The following is an 18,187-nucleotide window of genomic DNA, read 5'->3' as shown; positions in this document are numbered from 1 at the left end:
GATCGCTGGAGGATCGAGCTGTTTTTCAAGTGGATCAAGCAACATCTGAAACTCAAACGCTTCTATGCCTTCTCCGAAAACGCCGTGCGCCTGCAGATCTACAGCGCCTTGATCAGCTATCTGTTGTTGCACCTGTTCCACCGCCGCTCAGGGTTTCAGGGCTCGTTGTTTGAGCTGACGGTTCGTATCGCTTATGCCTTGCATGAACGGCCTGCTACCCAGGAATTCAAAGACCGACGACGACAGGAACAGGATCAGTTGAAGGCTGCTCAGGGCAGCCTTCAACTATGAAACATATTTACCGGACACTAGTGACGCTCCGCGTGGTAATGCCGTCTGTGACGCTCGGCGTCACCCAATGGACGCGGAGCGTCCGGGCATGCGTGCCCACGCAGAGCGTGGGCACGATCAATACGCGGGCAAGCGCGTTCCTACACGGTCAGGTGCCGGATTTGATCTTGGTCCACACCCGGGTCCGTGCGCGTTCCGCATCACGCGGTAACGGAGTCAGCGTATACAGGGTCTTCATGGCCTCGGCGGTCGGGTACAGGTTCGGGTTGTTGCGGATGGCGGGATCAACCATTTCGGTTGCGTCTTTGTTCGGGTTGGGATACCCGACAAAATCGCTGATCGGCGCGATCACCTGTGGCTGCAACAGGTAGTTGATGAACGTGTGGGCGTCTTCCACGTCCTTGGCGCCTTTCGGAATCGCCAGCATGTCGAACCAGATCGGCGCGCCCTCCTTCGGAAGACGCATGTCCACCACAACCCCGTTCTTGGCTTCCTTCGCGCGGTTGGCGGCTTGCGAGAAGCTGCCCGAATAACCGACGGCCACGCAGATGTCGCCGTTGGCGATGTCAGCCATGTACTTCGACGAGTGGAAGTAGGTGATGTACGGACGGATCTTCATCAGCAAGGCTTCCGCCTTGTCGTAGTCCTTTGGATTTTTGCTGTTGGGATCCAGCCCCAGATGCTGCAAGGCCAGGGGCAGAATTTCTGAAGGGGAGTCGAGCAGTGCTACGCCGCACTGCTTCAGTTTGCTGATGTTCTCTTCCTTGAAGATCAGGTCCCAGCTGTCCACCGGCGCGTTGTCGCCCAGCACAGCCTTGACCTTGTCCGGGTTGAAGCCGATCAGGATGGTGCCGTACATGTAAGGCACGGCGAACTTGTTGCCCGGATCGTTGGCTTCGAGCAGCTTCATCAGCTTGGGATCGAGGTGCGAATAGTTGGGCAGTCTGGACTTGTCCAGGGGTTGAAAGACGCCCGCCTCGATTTGCTTGGCCAGGAACACGTTGGACGGCACCACGACGTCGTAGCCCGAATTGCCGGTCAGCAGTTTGGCTTCCAGCGCTTCGTTGGTATCGAAAATGTCGTAGATAAGCGGGATCCTGGTGTCTTTCTTGAAGTTTTCCAGAGCCTGCGGCGTGATGTAGTCGAACCAGTTGTAGACACGCAGGGTCTTCGGCTCGTCGGCATGCGCCGTGCCGAGCATGGCCGCCCCCGATGTGGCGAGGAGCATCGATGCGATAAAGCGCTTGAGTCTGTTCATCGTGGTTTTTCTCTTCGAAGGTAGAGGGTCAGACGCGTTCGAAACCTTCCAGCACGTTCACGGCGTTGATACCAATTTCCTCAACGGCATAGCCGCCTTCCATCACAAACAGTGTGGGCTTGCCCAACTGCGCGATGCGTTCGCCCATGCGCAGGTAGTCCGGGCTGTCGAGCTTGAACTGCGAGATGGGGTCGTCCTTGTAGGTGTCCACGCCCAGCGACACCACGATGACGTCTGCGCCGTAGCGTTCGATCTCGCCGCACGCCTGCTCCAGCGCTGCGCTCCACTGCGCCCAGTCGCTGCCCGCCGCCAAGGGATAGTTGAAGTTGAAACCTTCGCCGGCGCCTTCCCCCAGCTCGTCCTCATAGCCGAGAAAGAACGGGAATTCCGCTTCCGGATGACCGTGGATGGAGGTGAACAGCACGTCGTCGCGTGTGTAGAAAATCGACTGGGTGCCGTTGCCGTGGTGATAGTCCACGTCCAGAATCGCCACCTTCTTGTGGCCTTGGTCAAGGAAGGCCTGAGCCGCGATGGCCGCGTTGTTCAGGTAGCAATAACCGCCCATGACATCGCTGGCCGCGTGGTGTCCCGGCGGGCGGCACAAGGCGAAAGCGCTGCGGGCGCCGTTTTGAATGGCAGCTTGAGCGGTAAGAGCGACCTGGGCCGCGCTGTAGGCGGCTTGCCAGGTGCCTGCCGTGATCGGAGCGCCTGCGTCGAAAGTGTAATAGCCCAACTGACCGTGCAGGCTGGTCGGGATGACCGAGCGCAACGTCCGGGCGGGCCATGTGTAAGGCAGCAGATCGCCTTCCGGGTCGGTTTCGGCCCAGCGTGCCCACGCGCCTTGGAAGAACTCCAGAAACGCCTTGGTGTGAATGCGTTCGATCGGCGTCATGCCGAAATCCTGCGGGCCTTCCACGGCGCCGATTCCGCGATCCTTGACCCGCTGCAGCACGTGATCAGCGCGAGACGGCATCTCGAAGCAGGGCATCAGCTTGCCGTCGATCAACTCGCAGCGGCCGTGATGCAGATGGTGATCGTCTGAGTAGATCGTCAGCATTTTCTTGTTCTCCCAAGGGCTAAAGTTGTCCGACATTCTTGTGGCGGGAGGTCTTTCGGAGAACGACGGAAACGGCCAAAAGGGGATTATTACGGCCATAAACTCTGTCCGTAAATCGCCCCTAAATGAGGCGAGCCGCCCTTTTTCGAGGCGGTCCGACCTCGGCCGCGCCTGTCCTCTGTGGGGGCGAGCTTGCTCGCGAAGACTGACGTTCAGTCTCTGGAGATGGTCAGGCGTACGATCGCTTTCGTGAGCAAGCTCACTCCCACAGGATATCGGCGACAGTGAGAGCCCAGCTCACCCCCGAAACTGACTCGGCGCCACCCCGCTTGGATGAATGCGTGCCTGAAGCTTGCAGTCGCACTCTTACCTCCGGCATGACATAGTAATGCTTTGTATTACACATCAATACAGAGGTGTCCCGATGTCTATGATGTCCTTGCGTCTCCCGGATGAGCTTGCTGAAACCCTTGCCAGCCTCGCCAAAGCTACAGGGCGGAGCAAATCTTTTTTGGCCATCGATGCGCTGCGCGAGTACCTGGACCGCGAGGCTTGGCAGATCGCTGAAATTCAGCAGGCGGTGGCAGAAGCTGACGCCGGAGATTTTGCGAGTGCACAGGAAGTCGATGCCGTCATGAGGAAATGGTCAAACGATGCGCGTTGAGTGGCTAAGGACAGCTTTAAAGAATCTGGATGATGAAGCTTCATATCTCGCGCAGGACAACCCACAGGCCGCAACCGATTTTGTGAGTGCGGTGAGAGAAAGTGTTGAGCACCTTTCCCGCTTTCCTGCTGCCGGACGCGTGGGACGTATCGCGGGTACGCGCGAGTGGCCAATGCCGGACCGTCCATATCTGATTCCCTATCGCTTCAGAGCCGGCCGGCTGCAGATCCTCAGGATTTTTCACACTCGTCGATTGCCTCCATCCCGCTGGTGAGAAACCAGGTCACCCGGCAAGCCGGACTGATACGGGGCGGTCTGTGGACAGCGGAAGATCAGCCGTCACCCCCGAAACTGACTCGGCGCCACCCCGCTCCAGCGGATGAATGCGTGCCTGAAGCTTGCGGTTTCGCTAAACCCGAGCGCTTCGGCGATGCGATGAATCGGCAGTTGCTCTTCTTGCAATAGCTGCTTGGCGCGTTCGAAACGTAGCTCGTCCAGCAATTGCTGATAGCTGCTGCCCGTGGCCTGAAGATGGCGACGCAGGGTGCGTTCGGAGCAGTTCATTTTTTGCGCAAGTGCGCCCAGGCTCGGCGTTTGATCGAGCTGCCCGGCCAGTAAATGTCGAATCCGCCCCAGCCACGCCTGACGCCCGGTGAACTCGATGTTCTGACGGCGGCAGCGCTCACGCATGTCGCGATGGGTCACTCGGTCGGCCAGAGGCAACGGTTGATCCAGCCAGTGTTTCTCGAAGGCGAAGGCATTGTCCGCGGCGTTGAAGTGCAGCGGGCAAGGAAAGCTGTCCGTATAGGAGGCCAGATAATCCGGCGCCGCGTGCTGGAAACGTGCGTTGAGCAATGGCAGTGGTTTGCCCAGCAGGTCATCGCAAATCACCTTCAGCGACGCCATGCACAGCTCCGCGTTGAACACCCGCAGGCCCTCGTCGTCGCGGTAGTCGCTGGCACTGAACCAGATGTGCTCGCCGTTTTCGATCAGACGCAGATCGTACAGCGTGCCGAGCAGTGCCGGGTATTCCAGCGCCAGGCGCAGAGCGTCACCGAAAGTGGCACTGGTCAGTAGGGCGTAACCGAGAATCCCGTAGGACGACACATGCATTCGCCGTCCGAGCGGCAGGCCGATTTCGCGCCGCAAGGCGACTGCATTGGCGCAGACCTGCATTTCCTGAAACGTGGTGATGCGAATATCCGGCCGCTCCAGATCCGCCTCACTGATCCCGCTCCCGGCCAGCAACTCCTCGCTGCCCCAACCTTCGGCAGCGAAGGTATCGAGCACCAGAGAGACGGCGTTGAGCGTGGTGAGGTGCGAATGAAGCATGAAGGCCTTGCGATGGCTTGTTGATCGGGAGGACGGAGCAAGAGGTGTGCCGGACGTCGTATTCGCCCATGGAAGTACTTGGTGACGATCGTGAACTTCTCCAGCCGCAGACGATTGTCTACGTTGGCTTCCGGGAGCGCCAGCGAAACGAATTCAACAAATCATACCCGTTACGGGTATATATTGAGGTGGACGGATGACAGTGTTGAAGCGAAGGGAGTTCGCTAGATGGCAGGCCGCCGAAATGATCGCCGACAGCGTCCTGTGTGATGCCGTCAAGGAAATGGAGGTCGGACTGATAGACGCGGATTTGGGCGGCTGCCTTTATAAAAAACGGATCGCACGTGAGGGTGGAGGGAAAAGCAGCGGATATCGCACTTTGCTCTCGGCAAGAATCGGGGATCGCTACGTGTTTCTGTTCGGCTTTGCAAAGAGTGCCCGGGCTAATGTCAGCCAGGGCGAAAAGAAGGCGTTGCGCTATGCAGGCAAAGTTTTCCTGAGTCTGTCGGATGATGCGCTAGCGATAGCTTTACGGGTTGGAACGTTAGAGGAGGTCCGCTGTGTCCAGCAAAATCATTGAGTCCTTGCGTGCAGACCTGGCAGAGCTTTATCAGGCTGGGGCGCTAAGCAAGGTTACGATGCGTGAGTTCGAAGCATTCTGTCCGACACCGGTCCGGGAACTCAGTGCGGAGGATATCCGGAATCTCAGGCTGGCATTGAATTTCAGCCAGCCGGTTTTCGCACTTCATTTGAACACTACCGCGTCGACTATCCGGAAATGGGAACAGGGCGAGAGCCGACCTGCGGGTCCGGCGCTGAAGCTTCTGAACGTGATCGCAGATAAAGGTCTGCAATCAATCATCTGAGCGTGGGTTGGGCCTAGAGCAGCTCCCCACACACATCCCGCTCAACCAGCTGCCGCACTTCGTCTTGCGCAAGGCCCGCGCCGAGCAGTGCGTGCAGTTTGCCGAAGGCGGCTTCGCGGGTCATGCCGCCGCCGGACAGCACGCCGACCTCGCGCAAGCGGCTGCCCGCTTCGTAGACATCCAGTTCGACGCCACCTTCGTGGCATTGAGTTATGGCGACGACGCAGATGCCGCTGTCACGGGCGCGCTGCAGGCTTTCCAGAAAGGCAGGGTTGTCGCTGGGGCCGGTGCCGCTGCCGAAGCATTCGAGGATCAGACCCTGGATGCCGCTGTCGATCAGACCATCCAGTTGGGCGGCGCCGATGCCGGGGAACAGCGGCAGGACCGCGACGTTCGCCACGTGCTTCGTCTGGCGATAATCCAGTGCTGTCGGCAGCGTGGAAGCCGCTTCACCCCCTCGTGCCCGATTCAGTGCCGCGAAGGGATTGCGGCCGAAGCTGCGGATTTTCGCGCAGCGGGTCGGTTGCAAAAGCTCGCCGTGGAAATACAGATGCACGCCCGCTGGCAGACCTTTGCCCAGCGCCTGTAACGCGCCGTTGACGTTTTCCCAGGCATCGCTGTCCGGCACGCCTGCTGGCAACATTGAGCCTGTGAAGACCACCGGGGCATTCAGGCCCAACAGCTGAAAGCTCATGGCGGCTGCGCTGTAGGCGAGGGTGTCGGTGCCATGCAGAACCAGTACGGCGTCGCAGCCCTTCACCTCGATGGCGTCGACCACCGCTTCGCGCAACTGCTGCCAGTACAGGGGCGTCATGTTGGCGCTGTCGATCAGCGGCGACATCTCGCGAAATTGCCACTTCGGCACGACCAGTGCAGGCTGGCTCGCCAACTGCCCGGCCATGCGCGCCTCGAAACCGGAAGCTGGCGCGAGCCCGTTTTCGCTGGCCTGCATACCGATGGTTCCGCCGGTGTAGAGCACCATCACTTGCCGGGCCGGTGAGTGGTTTTCGCGATTCATGCCTGTCTCCCTGGACGGACCTTTTGAGGATTAAGGGGTGTCGACCGCCGCTTTGCCACTGGCCGATGCGGGCGTGGCGGCGGACTGTTGATGCCCCGGCTTCGGCCAGGCCTTGAGGTCCAGATCCAGATCAGGGAACTGACTGGAGTCGAACACCGGCGTGTCGACACCCGCCTTGCGCTGTGCATCGTAGTCATTCAGCAGGCGCAAACCAATGTTGAACAGCATGGCCAAGGCGATCAGGTTGACGAATGCCAGCAGGGTCATGGTGATGTCGGCAAAGGCGAACACGGTGCCCAGATCTTCCACAGCGCCCCACAGGATCAGCGCCAGCACCAGCGCGCGGTAGCTGATCAACGCCTTGCGGTTTTCGCCAATCAGGAAGCGCAGGCTGTTTTCGCCCAGGTAGTAGTTGTAGAGGATCGAGGTGAAAACGAACAGCGCCAATGCCACGCTGATGAACAGCTTGCCCCAGTCGCCTACGACAGCGGCCAGTGAGTTCTGAGTCAGCGCGATGCCGTCTCCTTCAAAACCCGGGGTGTAAAAGCCAGACAACAGAATCAGCAGGGCAGTGCAGGTGCAGATCACGAACGTATCCAGAAACACGCTGAATGCCTGAACGACGCCTTGAGCGATCGGGTGCTGAACCTCGGCAACTGCCGCGACGTTGGGCGCGCTGCCCAGGCCGGCTTCGTTGGCGAACACTCCGCGTTTCACACCCATCACGATGGCGCTGCCGATCAGGCCGCCAAAGACCTCATCCATCCCGAAGGCGCTTTTGACGATGGTCATCAGCATGTGCGGAACCTGCTCGAACTGCACCGCGATGACGTAGACCGTGACGGCAATGTAAACCAGCGTCTTGATGGGCACCAGCAGGTCGGCCACCGCTGCAATGCGCTTGATACCGCCGATGAACACCAGGCCCAGCAATACCGCCAGACCCACACCGGCATACCCGGGCGACACACCGAACGCGCTGTTGAGCGAGTGGGTGACGGCGTGGGATTGCAGGCCATTGAAGGCGAAACCAAAGGTCACCAGCAGCAAGACCGCCATGACCATGCCCAGCCAGCGTTTGCCCAAGCCATGTTGAATGTAATAGGACGGGCCGCCACGGTACTGCCCTTCGGCATCGCAGCGTTTGTACAGTTGGCCGAGGGAGCATTCAAAGAAGCTGCTGGCCATGCCGACCAGAGCCGTCACCCACATCCAGAACACGGCACCCGGGCCGCCGAGGGTCACGGCAATGCCGACGCCGGCGATATTACCTGCCCCCACGCGTCCGGCGAGGCTGAGCATCAGCGCCTGAAACGAGCTGAGCTGTCCTGAGCTGCTGCGCAAGCTGTCGCGAAATACCGCAAACATGTGAAAAAAGTGACGTAACTGAACGAAACGCGAGCGAATCGTGAAATATCCACCGAGCCCGACAATGAGCACGATCAGCAGTTTTCCCGAGAGGAAGTCGTTGATGACTTCAAGCATGTGTATTCCTCGCTTTTTTAGAGGGGGCGCACTATACCGGTACGCCTTATTGGAGTCTGTAGATCATTTCCTGCTTTAGAGTTGCCCATTGCCCCTGTAGGAGCGCGCTTGCCCGCGAATGAACTGTGTCAGTCCCTGAGTTTTTGGCTGATGCATTGCATCCGCGGGCGAGTTGTTCATGCAGTGCCGTAAGCGATTGTGACTCGCGCGTCGTTCAACAATTCCGGGTAAAAAAAAGGGCCTGGAAGCATCGACTTCCGGCCCTCAAAAGGGTGAGGGGTGTCTAGGCCCTCAGCCTGGTGATCGTCTTGCAGATAAAGCGGGAGCTTCCGTGATCAGGCCTTCAGCGGCACCAGTCGTGGAGCGATCATGTTTTCGGGGCGCAGGATGTCGGCGAGCATCACGTCGTCGAGCAGGCCTTCTTCGCGCACCAGCTCCAGTACGCCGCGGCCGGTTTCCAGAGCCACGCGAGCGATACGGGTGGCGTTTTCGTAACCGATGTACGGGTTCAGCGCGGTCACCAGACCGATCGAATGCTCGACCAGTTCACGGCAACGTTGTTCGTTGGCGGTGATGCCGACGACGCAGTGCTCACGCAGCATGTCCATGGCGCGTTGCAGCAGACGTATCGAGTCGAAGATCTTGTAGGCGATCAGCGGTTCCATCACGTTCAACTGCAATTGACCGCCTTCGGCCGCGACGGTCAGGGCCAGGTCGTTGCCCATGATTTCAAAGGCGCACATGTTCACGGCCTCCGGAATCACCGGGTTCACCTTGCCCGGCATGATCGAACTGCCTGGCTGACGCGCGGGCAGGTTGATCTCGTTGATGCCGGTGCGTGGGCCGCTGGACAGCAGGCGCAGGTCGTTGCAGATCTTCGACAGCTTGACGGCGGTGCGCTTGAGCATGCCGGAAAACAGCACGAAGGCGCCCATATCGGAAGTGGCTTCGATCAGGTCGGCCGCCGGAACCAGTGGCTGGCCGCTGATGATCGCCAGGCGCTCAACCGCCAGATGCTGATAACCAGGGTCGGCATTGATGCCGGTGCCGATGGCCGTGCCGCCCAGGTTCACTTCCGTCAACAGCTCGGGCGCCAGGCTGCGCAAGCGGTTGAGGTCTTCGGTCAGCGTGGTGGCGAAGGCACGGAATTCCTGGCCGAGGGTCATCGGCACGGCGTCCTGCAGCTGGGTGCGACCCATTTTCAGCACGTGGCTGAATTCCTGGCCCTTGGCCGCGAAGGCCTGAATCAGGCTGGCGAGGCTGGCCAGCAGGGCGTCGTGACCCAGCAGCAGACCCAGGCGGATGGCCGTCGGGTAGGCGTCGTTGGTCGACTGCGCCATGTTCACGTCGTTATTAGGATGCAGGTATTTGTATTCGCCTTTCGCATGGCCCATCGCTTCCAGCGCGATGTTGGCGATGACTTCGTTGGCGTTCATGTTGGTGGACGTACCGGCGCCACCCTGGATCATGTCGACGACGAATTGATCGTGGAAGTCGCCGCGAATCAGTCGTGCGCAGGCTTCGCTGATGGCCGCGTGCTTTTCGCTGCTCAGATGACCGAGTTGATGGTTCGCATCGGCGGCCGCTTGCTTGACCATGGCCAGGCCGACAACCAGTTTCGGGTAGTGAGCGATCGGAACGCCGGAGAGCCGGAAATTCTGCACGGCGCGCAGCGTCTGGATGCCGTAATACGCTTCAGCGGGTACTTCGAGGACGCCAAGCAGGTCTTTTTCGATGCGAAATGATGCAGCGCAGGACATGATAGAGAAAGTCTCAAGAAAGGCACGGACTAAGCCGGAACACCGTTGATACTAGGCTTGTGGCCGATTGCGAACCAATGCTGTTAAGCGCTAGCCTATGCGCAAACGGCATAACGTTGATGTGACGTTCGGATTGTGACGAGCGTGTGATGCGGCATTTTGTCTCGTGTTGTAGGAGCGTGGCTTGTCCCGCGATCTGGCGCGCAGCGGCAGTGAGACCTGAGAATGCGGTCTGTCAGCTCGCCTGATTTCGCTACCGCTGCGTGCCAGATCGTCCGGATGCGGCCAAGAGACAAACTCAACCTGGCTCCCAATGGCGGAGAACACCATGAACCTGGAAAGCAAATGGCTGGAAGACTTTAGCGCGCTCGCCGCAACCCGCAGCTTCTCCCAGGCGGCGGAGCGTCGATTCGTTACGCAGCCGGCGTTCAGTCGAAGGATTCGCAGCCTGGAAGCCGCGCTCGGCCTGACGCTGGTCAACCGCTCGCGCACGCCCATCGAACTGACGGCGGCGGGGCAGTTGTTTCTGGTGACGGCGCGCACGGTGGTCGATCAGTTAGGCGAAGTGCTGCGCCACCTGCATCATCTTGAAAGCGGGCAGGGCGAGGTCATGCAGATTGCGGCGGCGCATTCACTGGCCTTGAGTTTCTTTCCCCGCTGGATCGCGCAACTGCGCAACGAAGGCCTGAACATCGCCACTCGCCTGGTCGCTACCAACGTAGGGGACGCCGTGCATGCGCTGCGTGAAGGCGGGTGTGACCTGATGCTCGCGTTTTATGACCCGGATGCGGCACTGCAGATGGATGCGGAAATTTTCCCGTCGCTGCATCTGGGCATGACTGAAATGTTGCCGGTGTGCGCTGCGGACGCACAAGGCAATCCGTTATTCGATCTGGAAGGCGGAAACAGCGTCCCCTTGCTGGCTTACAGCGCCGGCGCCTTTCTGGGACGCTCGGTGAACCTGTTGCTGCGCCAGCGCAACCTGCGTTTCACCACCGTTTACGAAACTGCGATGGCGGATAGCCTCAAAGGCATGGCGCTGCAAGGGCTGGGCATCGCCTGGGTCCCTCGACTCAGTGTCGTGGCCGAACTGGACCGGGGTGAACTGGTCGTGTGTGGCGGGCCTCAATGGCACGTGCCATTGGAGATCCGACTGTATCGCTGTGCGCTGGTGCGCAAGGCCAACGTGCGGTTGCTCTGGCGTAAGCTCGAAGGGGGCGTCGCGCAGCCTGGCGCTTGACCTTGAGGTCAGTCAATCCGGGGCCTGGCAGCAAAAACGGATCGGCTGACAGGAGGTCGTCGGCGTTCTGTTAAACGGAACTCTTTGCGGTATACTGCGCGGCCTTTGGCCGGTTCGACTGGTCATAATTCGTACGACAAGCCACGCCGGTTTTCCTGCGTGGCTTGTTGTTTTTAGACGCGCCTGCGGGCGCCCGATGAAGAGGCACGACGATGAGCGCACTGGTTGGCGTGATCATGGGCTCCAAGTCCGATTGGTCCACCCTTAGCCACACCGCCGACATGCTGGAAAAGCTCGGCATTCCGTACGAAGTCAAAGTGGTTTCGGCCCACCGCACGCCGGACCTGCTGTTCCAGTACGCCGAAGAGGCTGAAGGCCGTGGCATCGAGGTGATCATCGCCGGTGCTGGCGGTGCTGCTCACCTGCCTGGCATGTGCGCCGCGAAGACCCACCTGCCTGTATTGGGCGTTCCGGTGCAGTCTTCGATGCTGTCGGGTGTCGATTCGCTACTGTCCATCGTACAGATGCCGGCAGGCATTCCGGTCGCGACCCTGGCCATCGGCAAGGCTGGCGCGATCAACGCCGCGCTCCTGTCGGCCAGTATTCTGGGCGCCAAGCACCCCCAATTCCACGCAGTGTTGAAGACATTCCGCACTGAGCAGACAGACAGCGTTCTGGACAATCCAGACCCACGCGAGGCCTGAGGTTTTCATGAAAATCGGCGTAATCGGTGGCGGCCAGTTGGGCCGCATGTTGGCACTGGCGGGCACTCCGCTGGGAATGAACTTCGCGTTTCTGGACCCTGCGCCGGACGCCTGCGCCGCTGCATTGGGCGAGCACTTGCGTGCCGATTACGGCGATCAGGATCATCTGCGTCAGCTCGCGGATGAAGTCGACCTGGTGACCTTCGAGTTTGAAAGCGTCCCTGCTGAAACCGTTGCCTTCCTGTCGCAGTTCGTACCGGTCTATCCGAGCGCCGAAGCCTTGCGTATCGCCCGTGATCGCTGGTTCGAAAAGAGCATGTTCAAAGACCTGGGCATTCCGACGCCTGCGTTCGCCGATATTCAGTCTCAAGCGGACCTGGATGCCGCGGTCGCCAGCATCGGCCTGCCCGCTGTCCTGAAAACCCGCACGCTGGGTTACGACGGAAAAGGCCAGAAAGTCCTGCGCACGCCGCAAGACGTGGTCGGCACCTTTGCCGAGCTGGGCAGCGTGCCTTGTCTGCTGGAAGGCTTCGTGCCGTTCACAGGCGAAGTCTCGCTGATCGCTGTGCGTGCCCGTGACGGTGAAACCCGCTTCTATCCGCTGGTACACAACACGCACGACAGCGGCATTCTGCGCCTGTCCATCGCCAGCACCGATCACCCGCTGCAGGCCTTGGCCGAAGACTACGCGGGTCGAGTGCTCAAGCAGCTGGATTACGTTGGCGTGCTGGCATTCGAATTCTTTGAAGTCGATGGTGGCCTGAAAGCCAACGAAATCGCTCCGCGCGTACACAACTCCGGTCACTGGACCACCGAAGGCGCAGAGTGCAGCCAGTTCGAAAACCACCTGCGCGCCGTTGCGGGCCTGCCGCTGGGTTCGACGGCCAAGGTTGGCGAGAGCGCAATGCTCAACTTCATCGGCGAAGTGCCGGCCGTGGACAAGGTCATCGCCATCGATGATTGCCACCTGCATCACTATGGCAAAGCCTTCAAGGCTGGCCGCAAGGTCGGTCACGCCACCGTGCGCAGCAAAGACCGCGCAACGCTGGATCGTCAGGTGAAGCTGGTTGAGGCGTTGATCAAGAACTGATTGAACGACGAAGTTCTGTGTAGGAGCGTGTGTTTTCCGGTTGAACCATTCATCGCCCGCACCCCTCTCATAGCGTGATGTCCATTGCCGATAAGGCGTTGGCATATTCATTCAAACAGAGGGAAATGGCATGGGAATCATCGGAACCATCTTTATCGGCCTGATCGTCGGTCTACTCGCTCGCTTTCTGAAGCCTGGCGACGACAGCATGGGCTGGATCATGACCATTATTCTGGGTATCGCCGGCTCGCTTGCCGCGACCTACGGTGGTCAGGCGCTGGGCATCTATCAGGCTGGTGAGGGTGCAGGCTTCCTGGGTGCGCTGGTTGGCGCAATCATCCTGCTGGTGATCTACGGCATGATCAGTAAGAAATGAAAGTGAGTCTGGCCCTCTGCGCTATTGCCGCGCGGAGGGCTAGAATGCCCGGCCATTGACCCCTTCATGCCGAGCCTCTTAATGCGTCGTCTCCTCTTCGTTACCTTGCTGCTGATCGGTGGATTGGCACGCGCCGCTGATCTTCCGGAAACCGACTGGCTCGAACTGATGCCCAAGTCGGACCAGAAAGCCCTTGAAGCCATGCCCGAAATCGATCACAACTCCCCGGAAGCGCAGGGGACGTTCGACAGCAAGGGCGGTTTGAAGCAGAGCAAAGGCCTGCCGGCCGTGATGTACTCGACCAAGACCGTTGCGGCCATGGACGGCAAGAACATTCGCCTCGGCGGTTACCCGGTGCCGCTGGAAACTGACGCCAAGGGACACAGTACCCTGTTCTTCCTGGTGCCTTACCCGGGCGCCTGTATCCACGTGCCGCCACCGCCACCGAATCAACTGGTGCTGGTGCGTTACCCGAAAGGCCTGAAAATCGATGACATCTACACGCCGCTGTGGGTTATCGGCACGTTGAAGATCGAGAAGGTCAGCAACGATCTGGCTGACGCGGCTTATGCGATGGATGCGTCGAAGGTGCGGGTGGTGGTTGAAGCGGATTTATAAGGTTCAGGCGCGCGCAATAAAACCTCGAGCCCTGTGGGAGCGAGCTTGTTCTGGGCCGCATTCGGATTACACGCCGGTAGGGTCATACCCTTTGAGGTGTAAGCACTAACGTCTTCGCAAGCAAGCTCACTCCCACAGAAGTGTGCGGGTTCAGTGGCTGATCAGGCGTCCGTCAGAGGCTCAGCCCAGATACTCACGCTTAGCACATGCATGTCGTTCGGCTTGAGCGTGACAACGTCCGTCATAACGTTCGCGGATTCGACACACACCATGTTCTGCCAGCCATCGGCTTGCATGTCGGTGAAGGTCTTGGTCTTCTCGATCCACGGGTTCCACACCACCGCTGATTTCGAGCCGAGGGTCTGGATCTGTATCCGGCGCTTCCATTCAGGGTCGACCACCGAAATCAGATCAGGCGTGTCCTGGTAGATACGGTCTGTCTCGCCGCTGAACGTAATGTCGCCGACCTGAGCATTTTGCTTTTCCCAGCTTTCCAGCGTGTTCAGGTAACTCACCCCGTCCAGACCTTCGATGCGAACGTGCCGGATGTCGCTGATTGCGAAATAGCTGTGCAGCGCCTGGCTGAGCGTGACCTCTTCCTGCCCCGCATTGAAGCTCACCAGACTGACGTTCAACGCCGCATCCAGACGAATCTGCAGCTTCAGGCCAACGGTGTGTGGCCAACCCGGCAGATGCCCTTCGGCCTTGGGCTGGATGAATTCGACGATCAGCGCGTCGCCATCTTCGCCCATGCCCATCAGCTCCCAGTCAATGGCACGGACCTCGCCGTGTGCATTGGCCGGTTCGCTGCTTCGACGCATCGCCTGTACGCTTTGCGGGTTGCGCTGGAGGTTGCCGAACCACGGCCAGCAGATGGGCATGCCGCCACGAATCGCCTTGCCGTGCTTGAAGACCGCGCCCGGGTTGGACCAGATCACAGGCTGATCGCCGTCGACCTGATAGCTGATGATGTGGGCACCCTGTTGGGCGACCACCAGTTCGGCCTGGCCGTGGCGAATACGCCAGCAATTGAGCTCACCGATCTGGATGGATTCGACTTCTGGCGTAGGCATAGGGGTACTCACTCAAAGGACAGTGACTGAATCAGACTGCGCCAAGCTTGATGAGTTTAGTGCGCCATGCCAAGTGCGATGCACGTAACGTCAGGCGGGTTTAGCGCCTCGCGGGCACCGAACGCGTACGGCCGCTGCCGTCGATCGCGACGAACACGAATACAGCTTCAGTCACCTTGCGCCATTCGCTGGACAGCGGATCGTCGCTCCATACCTCGACCATCATCTGGATTGAGCTGCGGCCAATTTCCAGGGTTTGCGTATAGAACGACAACTGCGCGCCGACGGCCACTGGAACCAGAAATGCCATGCGGTCGATTGCGACGGTTGCCACGCGGCCGCCTGCGACCTTGCTGGCCATGGCAGTGCCTGCCAGGTCCATTTGGGCGACCAGCCAGCCACCGAAAATGTCGCCAAAACCATTGGTTTCGCGAGGCAGAGCGGTGATTTGCAAAGCGAGATCGCCCTGCGGGATTGGATCTTCCTGTTCTAACTCGTTCATTGCCTGGGGTCCCTCTGACCCATGACGCTACGTCTTCACTGCATTAATTAGGGAAACTCTGCGAAAACGACTGGGTAATGGGTTTCGCACAACTTCCCTGAAAAGACCGGTTGAGTCGCGGCCAGAAAGTATATCGGGGCATGGTTGAAGCTTCGACCGTCCGGTTCTCATTTTGACGGACCGTTGTTTCGGTCTATGTGTATTTGGAAACAATTTGCTATCGTGCCGGACCGATTTGGCGCACTACGCCGTTATTGGCACGCAATTTTGATGCCCGATTACATCTTCGAGTCGATAAATCGCGTGCACGGCCGCTATCCGCGGCTGCATTGCTGCTGATTTTTCGTCCCAAGAGAGCCTCAAAGAGAAGCCACTGTCATGTCCTCTGTGTCTACAAGTGCCACGCAGCCGTCGCGTCCACTGACCCGCAACGATTACAAAACCCTGTCGCTTTCCGCCCTTGGCGGTGCGCTGGAATTCTACGACTTCATCATTTTCGTGTTCTTTGCGGCGGTGGTCGGCAAGCTGTTCTTCCCGGTAGACATGCCGGAATGGCTGCGTTTGATGCAAACGTTTGGCATTTTTGCCGCCGGTTATCTGGCTCGTCCGTTGGGCGGCATCGTCATGGCGCATTTTGGCGATCTGCTGGGCCGCAAGAAAATGTTCACCTTGAGCATTTTCCTGATGGCCGTGCCGACCTTGATCATGGGCTTGCTGCCCACCTACGCGCAGATCGGAATCTGGGCGCCGCTTTTGTTGCTGCTGATGCGCGTCATTCAGGGCGCCGCCATCGGTGGCGAAGTGCCGGGTGCGTGGGTATTCGTTTCCGAACACGTTCCCGCACGTAACGTCGGTTACGCCTGCGGTACCCTCACGTCAGGCCTCACCGCCGGCATTTTGCTCGGTTCGCTGGTGGCGACCTGGATCAACAGCCTCTATACCCCGGCCGAGGTGTCGGACTACGCCTGGCGTATTCCCTTTCTGCTGGGTGGTGTGTTCGGGCTGATGTCGGTCTACCTGCGTCGCTGGCTGCACGAGACCCCGGTCTTCGCTGAGCTTCAACTGCGCAAGGCACTGGCCGAAGAAGTCCCGCTGAAGGCTGTGCTGCGTGACCATCGCGGCGCCGTTGTGCTGTCGATGGCGCTGACCTGGCTACTGTCGGCGGGCGTGGTTGTGGTCATTCTGATGACCCCGACCCTGCTGCAAACCACCTACGGCTTCGCCCCGGCCGTCACGTTGAAAGCCAACAGCGTGGCGATTGTCATGCTGAGTCTGGGCTGCATCGGCGCTGGCGCGCTGGCGGATCGCTTTGGCGCGGGTCTGGTGTTCTTGCTGGGTTCGCTGGGTTTGCTGGTCAGCTCCTGGACCTTCTACCACACCATTGGCGCTTATCCTGACGGGCTGTACCCGCTTTACGCCATCACCGGCCTGTTCGTCGGCACCATCGGCGCCGTGCCGTTCGTGATGGTGAAAGCCTTCCCGCCTGTTGTGCGCTTCTCGGGCTTGTCGTTCTCCTACAACCTGGCGTACGCCATCTTCGGCGGCCTGACGCCAATGGTCGTAACGCTGATGCTCAAGGCCAATCCGATGGGGCCAAGCTGGTACGTGGCGGGGTTGTGCGTGCTGGGGATGGTGATCGGGGTGTATCTGCTGAAGCGAAAGCTCGACTGATACAAGAGAAATGCCTTGTTGCAAACGAACGGCTTAATTTAAGGCCGCCACCTTAAAAGGATGGCGGCCTTTCATTTTATTGTCATATCTCGGTCATAGAGTAGTCACATGGCCATCACAAACCCGGCCAATCCTCTATCTCGCCAGGAGCCAGGCATGACACTCAAGCTTTTGATGACCGCATTCACGTTCGCCGCAGCAAGCGTCGCTACGGTTCACGCGGTGGCGGCGGTTGACCCGGCGATTCAGCCTTACGCCAGAACCACGGGTGTGTCCGGCAACCTTTCAAGTGTGGGTTCCGATACCTTGGCCAACCTGATGACGATGTGGGCCGAGGCTTATAAAAAGGAATATCCAAGCGTCAATATCCAGATTCAGGCGGCCGGGTCGTCGACGGCACCACCTGCGCTGACCGAGGGCACGGCCACGCTGGGCCCCATGAGTCGAAAAATGAAGGACGGCGAGCTGTCCGCCTTCGAGCAAAAGTATGGTTACAAGCCGACGGCGATTCCGGTCGCGGTCGATGCACTGGCGATATTTGTCCACAAGGACAACCCGATCAAGGGCCTGACCTTGCAGCAAGTGGACGCGATTTTTTCGGCGACTCGACTGTGTGGCGCCAAGACTGACGCGAAAACCTGGGGTGATGTCGGACTGACCGGTAACCTGGCAGGAAAATCGATACAGCTGTTCGGGCGTAACTCGGTGTCTGGCACCTACGGTTACTTCAAGGAAGAAGCCTTGTGCAAAGGTGACTTCAAACCGAACGTCAACGAGCAACCGGGTTCGGCGTCGGTGGTGAGCTCGATCAGCAGCTCACTCAATGGCATTGGTTATTCAGGCATCGGTTATAAAACGTCCAGCGTGCGCACCGTACCGCTGGCGAGGAAGGAGGGCGGCGAGTTCGTCGAAGACAACGAAGCCAACGCGCTCAACGGCACGTATCCACTGGCGCGCTTCCTTTATGTCTACGTCAACAAGGCGCCGAACAAGCCGCTGAATCCACTGGAAGCCGAGTTCGTAAAACTGGTGCTGTCCAGACAGGGTCAGGAAGTTGTCATGAAAGACGGGTACATTCCTCTACCAGCCAAGGTTGTAAGCAAGGCGTTGGCTGATCTGGGGCTATAAGAACGGCTGGCGCCAGGCGCCTGCGGATAACCCTGATGCGGGGTGACAGGTTCG

General features: G+C 59.4%; 20 protein-coding genes. 12 read left to right on the top strand and 8 right to left on the bottom strand.

The window, feature by feature from the left end:
• A partial coding sequence (locus tag BMY73_RS10165) for a transposase (protein ID WP_139214191.1) occupies positions 1–291 on the top strand: 291 nt, incomplete at its 5' end.
• Positions 292–439: 148 nt separating this feature from the next.
• Here the strand turns inward: BMY73_RS10165 and BMY73_RS10160 are convergent.
• Together BMY73_RS10160 and BMY73_RS10155 are read right to left on the bottom strand one after the other, a co-directional pair.
• Positions 440–1,549: a polyamine ABC transporter substrate-binding protein gene (locus BMY73_RS10160; RefSeq protein WP_092406830.1), complete on the bottom strand. Its 1,110-nt coding sequence runs from the start codon at positions 1,547–1,549 to the stop codon at positions 440–442.
• A 28-nt stretch (positions 1,550–1,577) separates the two neighbouring features.
• A complete protein-coding gene (locus BMY73_RS10155; protein WP_092406828.1) occupies positions 1,578–2,606 on the bottom strand; it encodes a histone deacetylase family protein in 1,029 nt (342 codons plus the stop codon).
• Between the two features lie 424 nt (positions 2,607–3,030).
• Here BMY73_RS10155 and BMY73_RS10150 point away from each other — a divergent pair, with 424 nt between their 5' ends.
• Both BMY73_RS10150 and BMY73_RS10145 read left to right on the top strand, forming a co-directional pair.
• Complete coding sequence (locus BMY73_RS10150; protein WP_092406826.1) at positions 3,031–3,270, top strand: type II toxin-antitoxin system RelB family antitoxin; 240 nt, start codon at positions 3,031–3,033, stop codon at positions 3,268–3,270.
• The gene (locus tag BMY73_RS10145) at positions 3,260–3,544 is read left to right on the top strand and encodes a type II toxin-antitoxin system RelE/ParE family toxin (RefSeq protein ID WP_092406824.1); all 285 of its coding nucleotides are present in this window, start codon (positions 3,260–3,262) and stop codon (positions 3,542–3,544) included. The genes BMY73_RS10150 and BMY73_RS10145 overlap by 11 nt, the downstream gene beginning before the upstream one ends.
• 65 nt (positions 3,545–3,609) lie before the next feature.
• Here BMY73_RS10145 and BMY73_RS10140 read toward each other — a convergent pair whose 3' ends face one another.
• A complete protein-coding gene (locus BMY73_RS10140; RefSeq protein ID WP_092406822.1) occupies positions 3,610–4,602 on the bottom strand; it encodes an AraC family transcriptional regulator in 993 nt (330 codons plus the stop codon).
• A 196-nt stretch (positions 4,603–4,798) separates the two neighbouring features.
• Between BMY73_RS10140 and BMY73_RS10135 the strand changes: the two genes are divergently transcribed.
• Positions 4,799–5,182 carry a type II toxin-antitoxin system RelE/ParE family toxin gene (locus BMY73_RS10135; protein ID WP_092406820.1) on the top strand — a complete coding sequence of 128 codons (384 nt, stop codon included), beginning with the start codon at positions 4,799–4,801 and terminating at the stop codon, positions 5,180–5,182.
• Positions 5,163–5,468 carry a helix-turn-helix domain-containing protein gene (locus tag BMY73_RS10130; protein WP_092406818.1) on the top strand — a complete coding sequence of 102 codons (306 nt, stop codon included), beginning with the start codon at positions 5,163–5,165 and terminating at the stop codon, positions 5,466–5,468. The genes BMY73_RS10135 and BMY73_RS10130 overlap by 20 nt, the downstream gene beginning before the upstream one ends.
• Positions 5,469–5,481: 13 nt before the next feature.
• Here the strand turns inward: BMY73_RS10130 and BMY73_RS10125 are convergent, their stop codons facing one another.
• From BMY73_RS10125 to BMY73_RS10115, 3 genes are all read right to left on the bottom strand, one after another.
• Positions 5,482–6,486, bottom strand: a complete 1,005-nt coding sequence (locus BMY73_RS10125) for an asparaginase (protein WP_092406816.1) — start codon at positions 6,484–6,486, stop codon at positions 5,482–5,484.
• A gap of 30 nt (positions 6,487–6,516) precedes the next feature.
• Positions 6,517–7,971 (bottom strand): alanine/glycine:cation symporter family protein, encoded by a 1,455-nt coding sequence (locus BMY73_RS10120; protein WP_092406814.1) that lies wholly within the window; start codon positions 7,969–7,971, stop codon positions 6,517–6,519.
• A gap of 335 nt (positions 7,972–8,306) precedes the next feature.
• Entirely contained in the window at positions 8,307–9,731 is a 1,425-nt protein-coding gene (locus BMY73_RS10115; protein ID WP_092406812.1) for an aspartate ammonia-lyase, read from the bottom strand.
• Between the two features lie 328 nt (positions 9,732–10,059).
• Here BMY73_RS10115 and BMY73_RS10110 point away from each other — a divergent pair, with 328 nt between their 5' ends.
• The 5 genes from BMY73_RS10110 (at position 10,060) to BMY73_RS10090 (ending at position 13,759) form a co-directional block, all read left to right on the top strand.
• Positions 10,060–10,971: a LysR substrate-binding domain-containing protein gene (locus BMY73_RS10110; protein ID WP_062379872.1), complete on the top strand. Its 912-nt coding sequence runs from the start codon at positions 10,060–10,062 to the stop codon at positions 10,969–10,971.
• Between the two features lie 212 nt (positions 10,972–11,183).
• Complete coding sequence (gene purE, locus BMY73_RS10105; RefSeq protein WP_062379853.1) at positions 11,184–11,675, top strand: 5-(carboxyamino)imidazole ribonucleotide mutase; 492 nt, start codon at positions 11,184–11,186, stop codon at positions 11,673–11,675.
• A 7-nt stretch (positions 11,676–11,682) separates the two neighbouring features.
• Complete coding sequence (locus tag BMY73_RS10100) at positions 11,683–12,765, top strand: 5-(carboxyamino)imidazole ribonucleotide synthase (protein ID WP_062379851.1); 1,083 nt, start codon at positions 11,683–11,685, stop codon at positions 12,763–12,765.
• 130 nt (positions 12,766–12,895) lie between these two features.
• A complete protein-coding gene (locus BMY73_RS10095) occupies positions 12,896–13,141 on the top strand; it encodes a GlsB/YeaQ/YmgE family stress response membrane protein (protein ID WP_092406810.1) in 246 nt (81 codons plus the stop codon).
• 81 nt (positions 13,142–13,222) lie between these two features.
• Positions 13,223–13,759 carry a DUF3299 domain-containing protein gene (locus BMY73_RS10090; RefSeq protein WP_175500165.1) on the top strand — a complete coding sequence of 179 codons (537 nt, stop codon included), beginning with the start codon at positions 13,223–13,225 and terminating at the stop codon, positions 13,757–13,759.
• 161 nt (positions 13,760–13,920) lie between these two features.
• Here BMY73_RS10090 and BMY73_RS10085 read toward each other — a convergent pair whose 3' ends face one another.
• A complete protein-coding gene (locus BMY73_RS10085; RefSeq protein WP_092406806.1) occupies positions 13,921–14,832 on the bottom strand; it encodes a D-hexose-6-phosphate mutarotase in 912 nt (303 codons plus the stop codon).
• Positions 14,833–14,932: 100 nt separating this feature from the next.
• Positions 14,933–15,334 (bottom strand): acyl-CoA thioesterase, encoded by a 402-nt coding sequence (locus BMY73_RS10080; RefSeq protein ID WP_062379844.1) that lies wholly within the window; start codon positions 15,332–15,334, stop codon positions 14,933–14,935.
• Between the two features lie 378 nt (positions 15,335–15,712).
• On the opposite strand from BMY73_RS10080, the gene BMY73_RS10075 reads away from it, so the two are divergent.
• Positions 15,713–17,005: an MFS transporter gene (locus BMY73_RS10075; protein ID WP_062379842.1), complete on the top strand. Its 1,293-nt coding sequence runs from the start codon at positions 15,713–15,715 to the stop codon at positions 17,003–17,005.
• A gap of 156 nt (positions 17,006–17,161) precedes the next feature.
• Positions 17,162–18,133 (top strand): phosphate ABC transporter substrate-binding protein PstS family protein, encoded by a 972-nt coding sequence (locus BMY73_RS10070; RefSeq protein ID WP_092406804.1) that lies wholly within the window; start codon positions 17,162–17,164, stop codon positions 18,131–18,133.
• Positions 18,134–18,187 lie beyond the last annotated feature (54 nt).

Source organism: Pseudomonas sp. NFACC02 (genome assembly GCF_900110765.1).
Classification (GTDB): domain Bacteria; phylum Pseudomonadota; class Gammaproteobacteria; order Pseudomonadales; family Pseudomonadaceae; genus Aquipseudomonas.
Note: the sequence above shows the minus strand (reverse complement) of the source record. Positions and strands in the feature narration are given on the sequence as shown.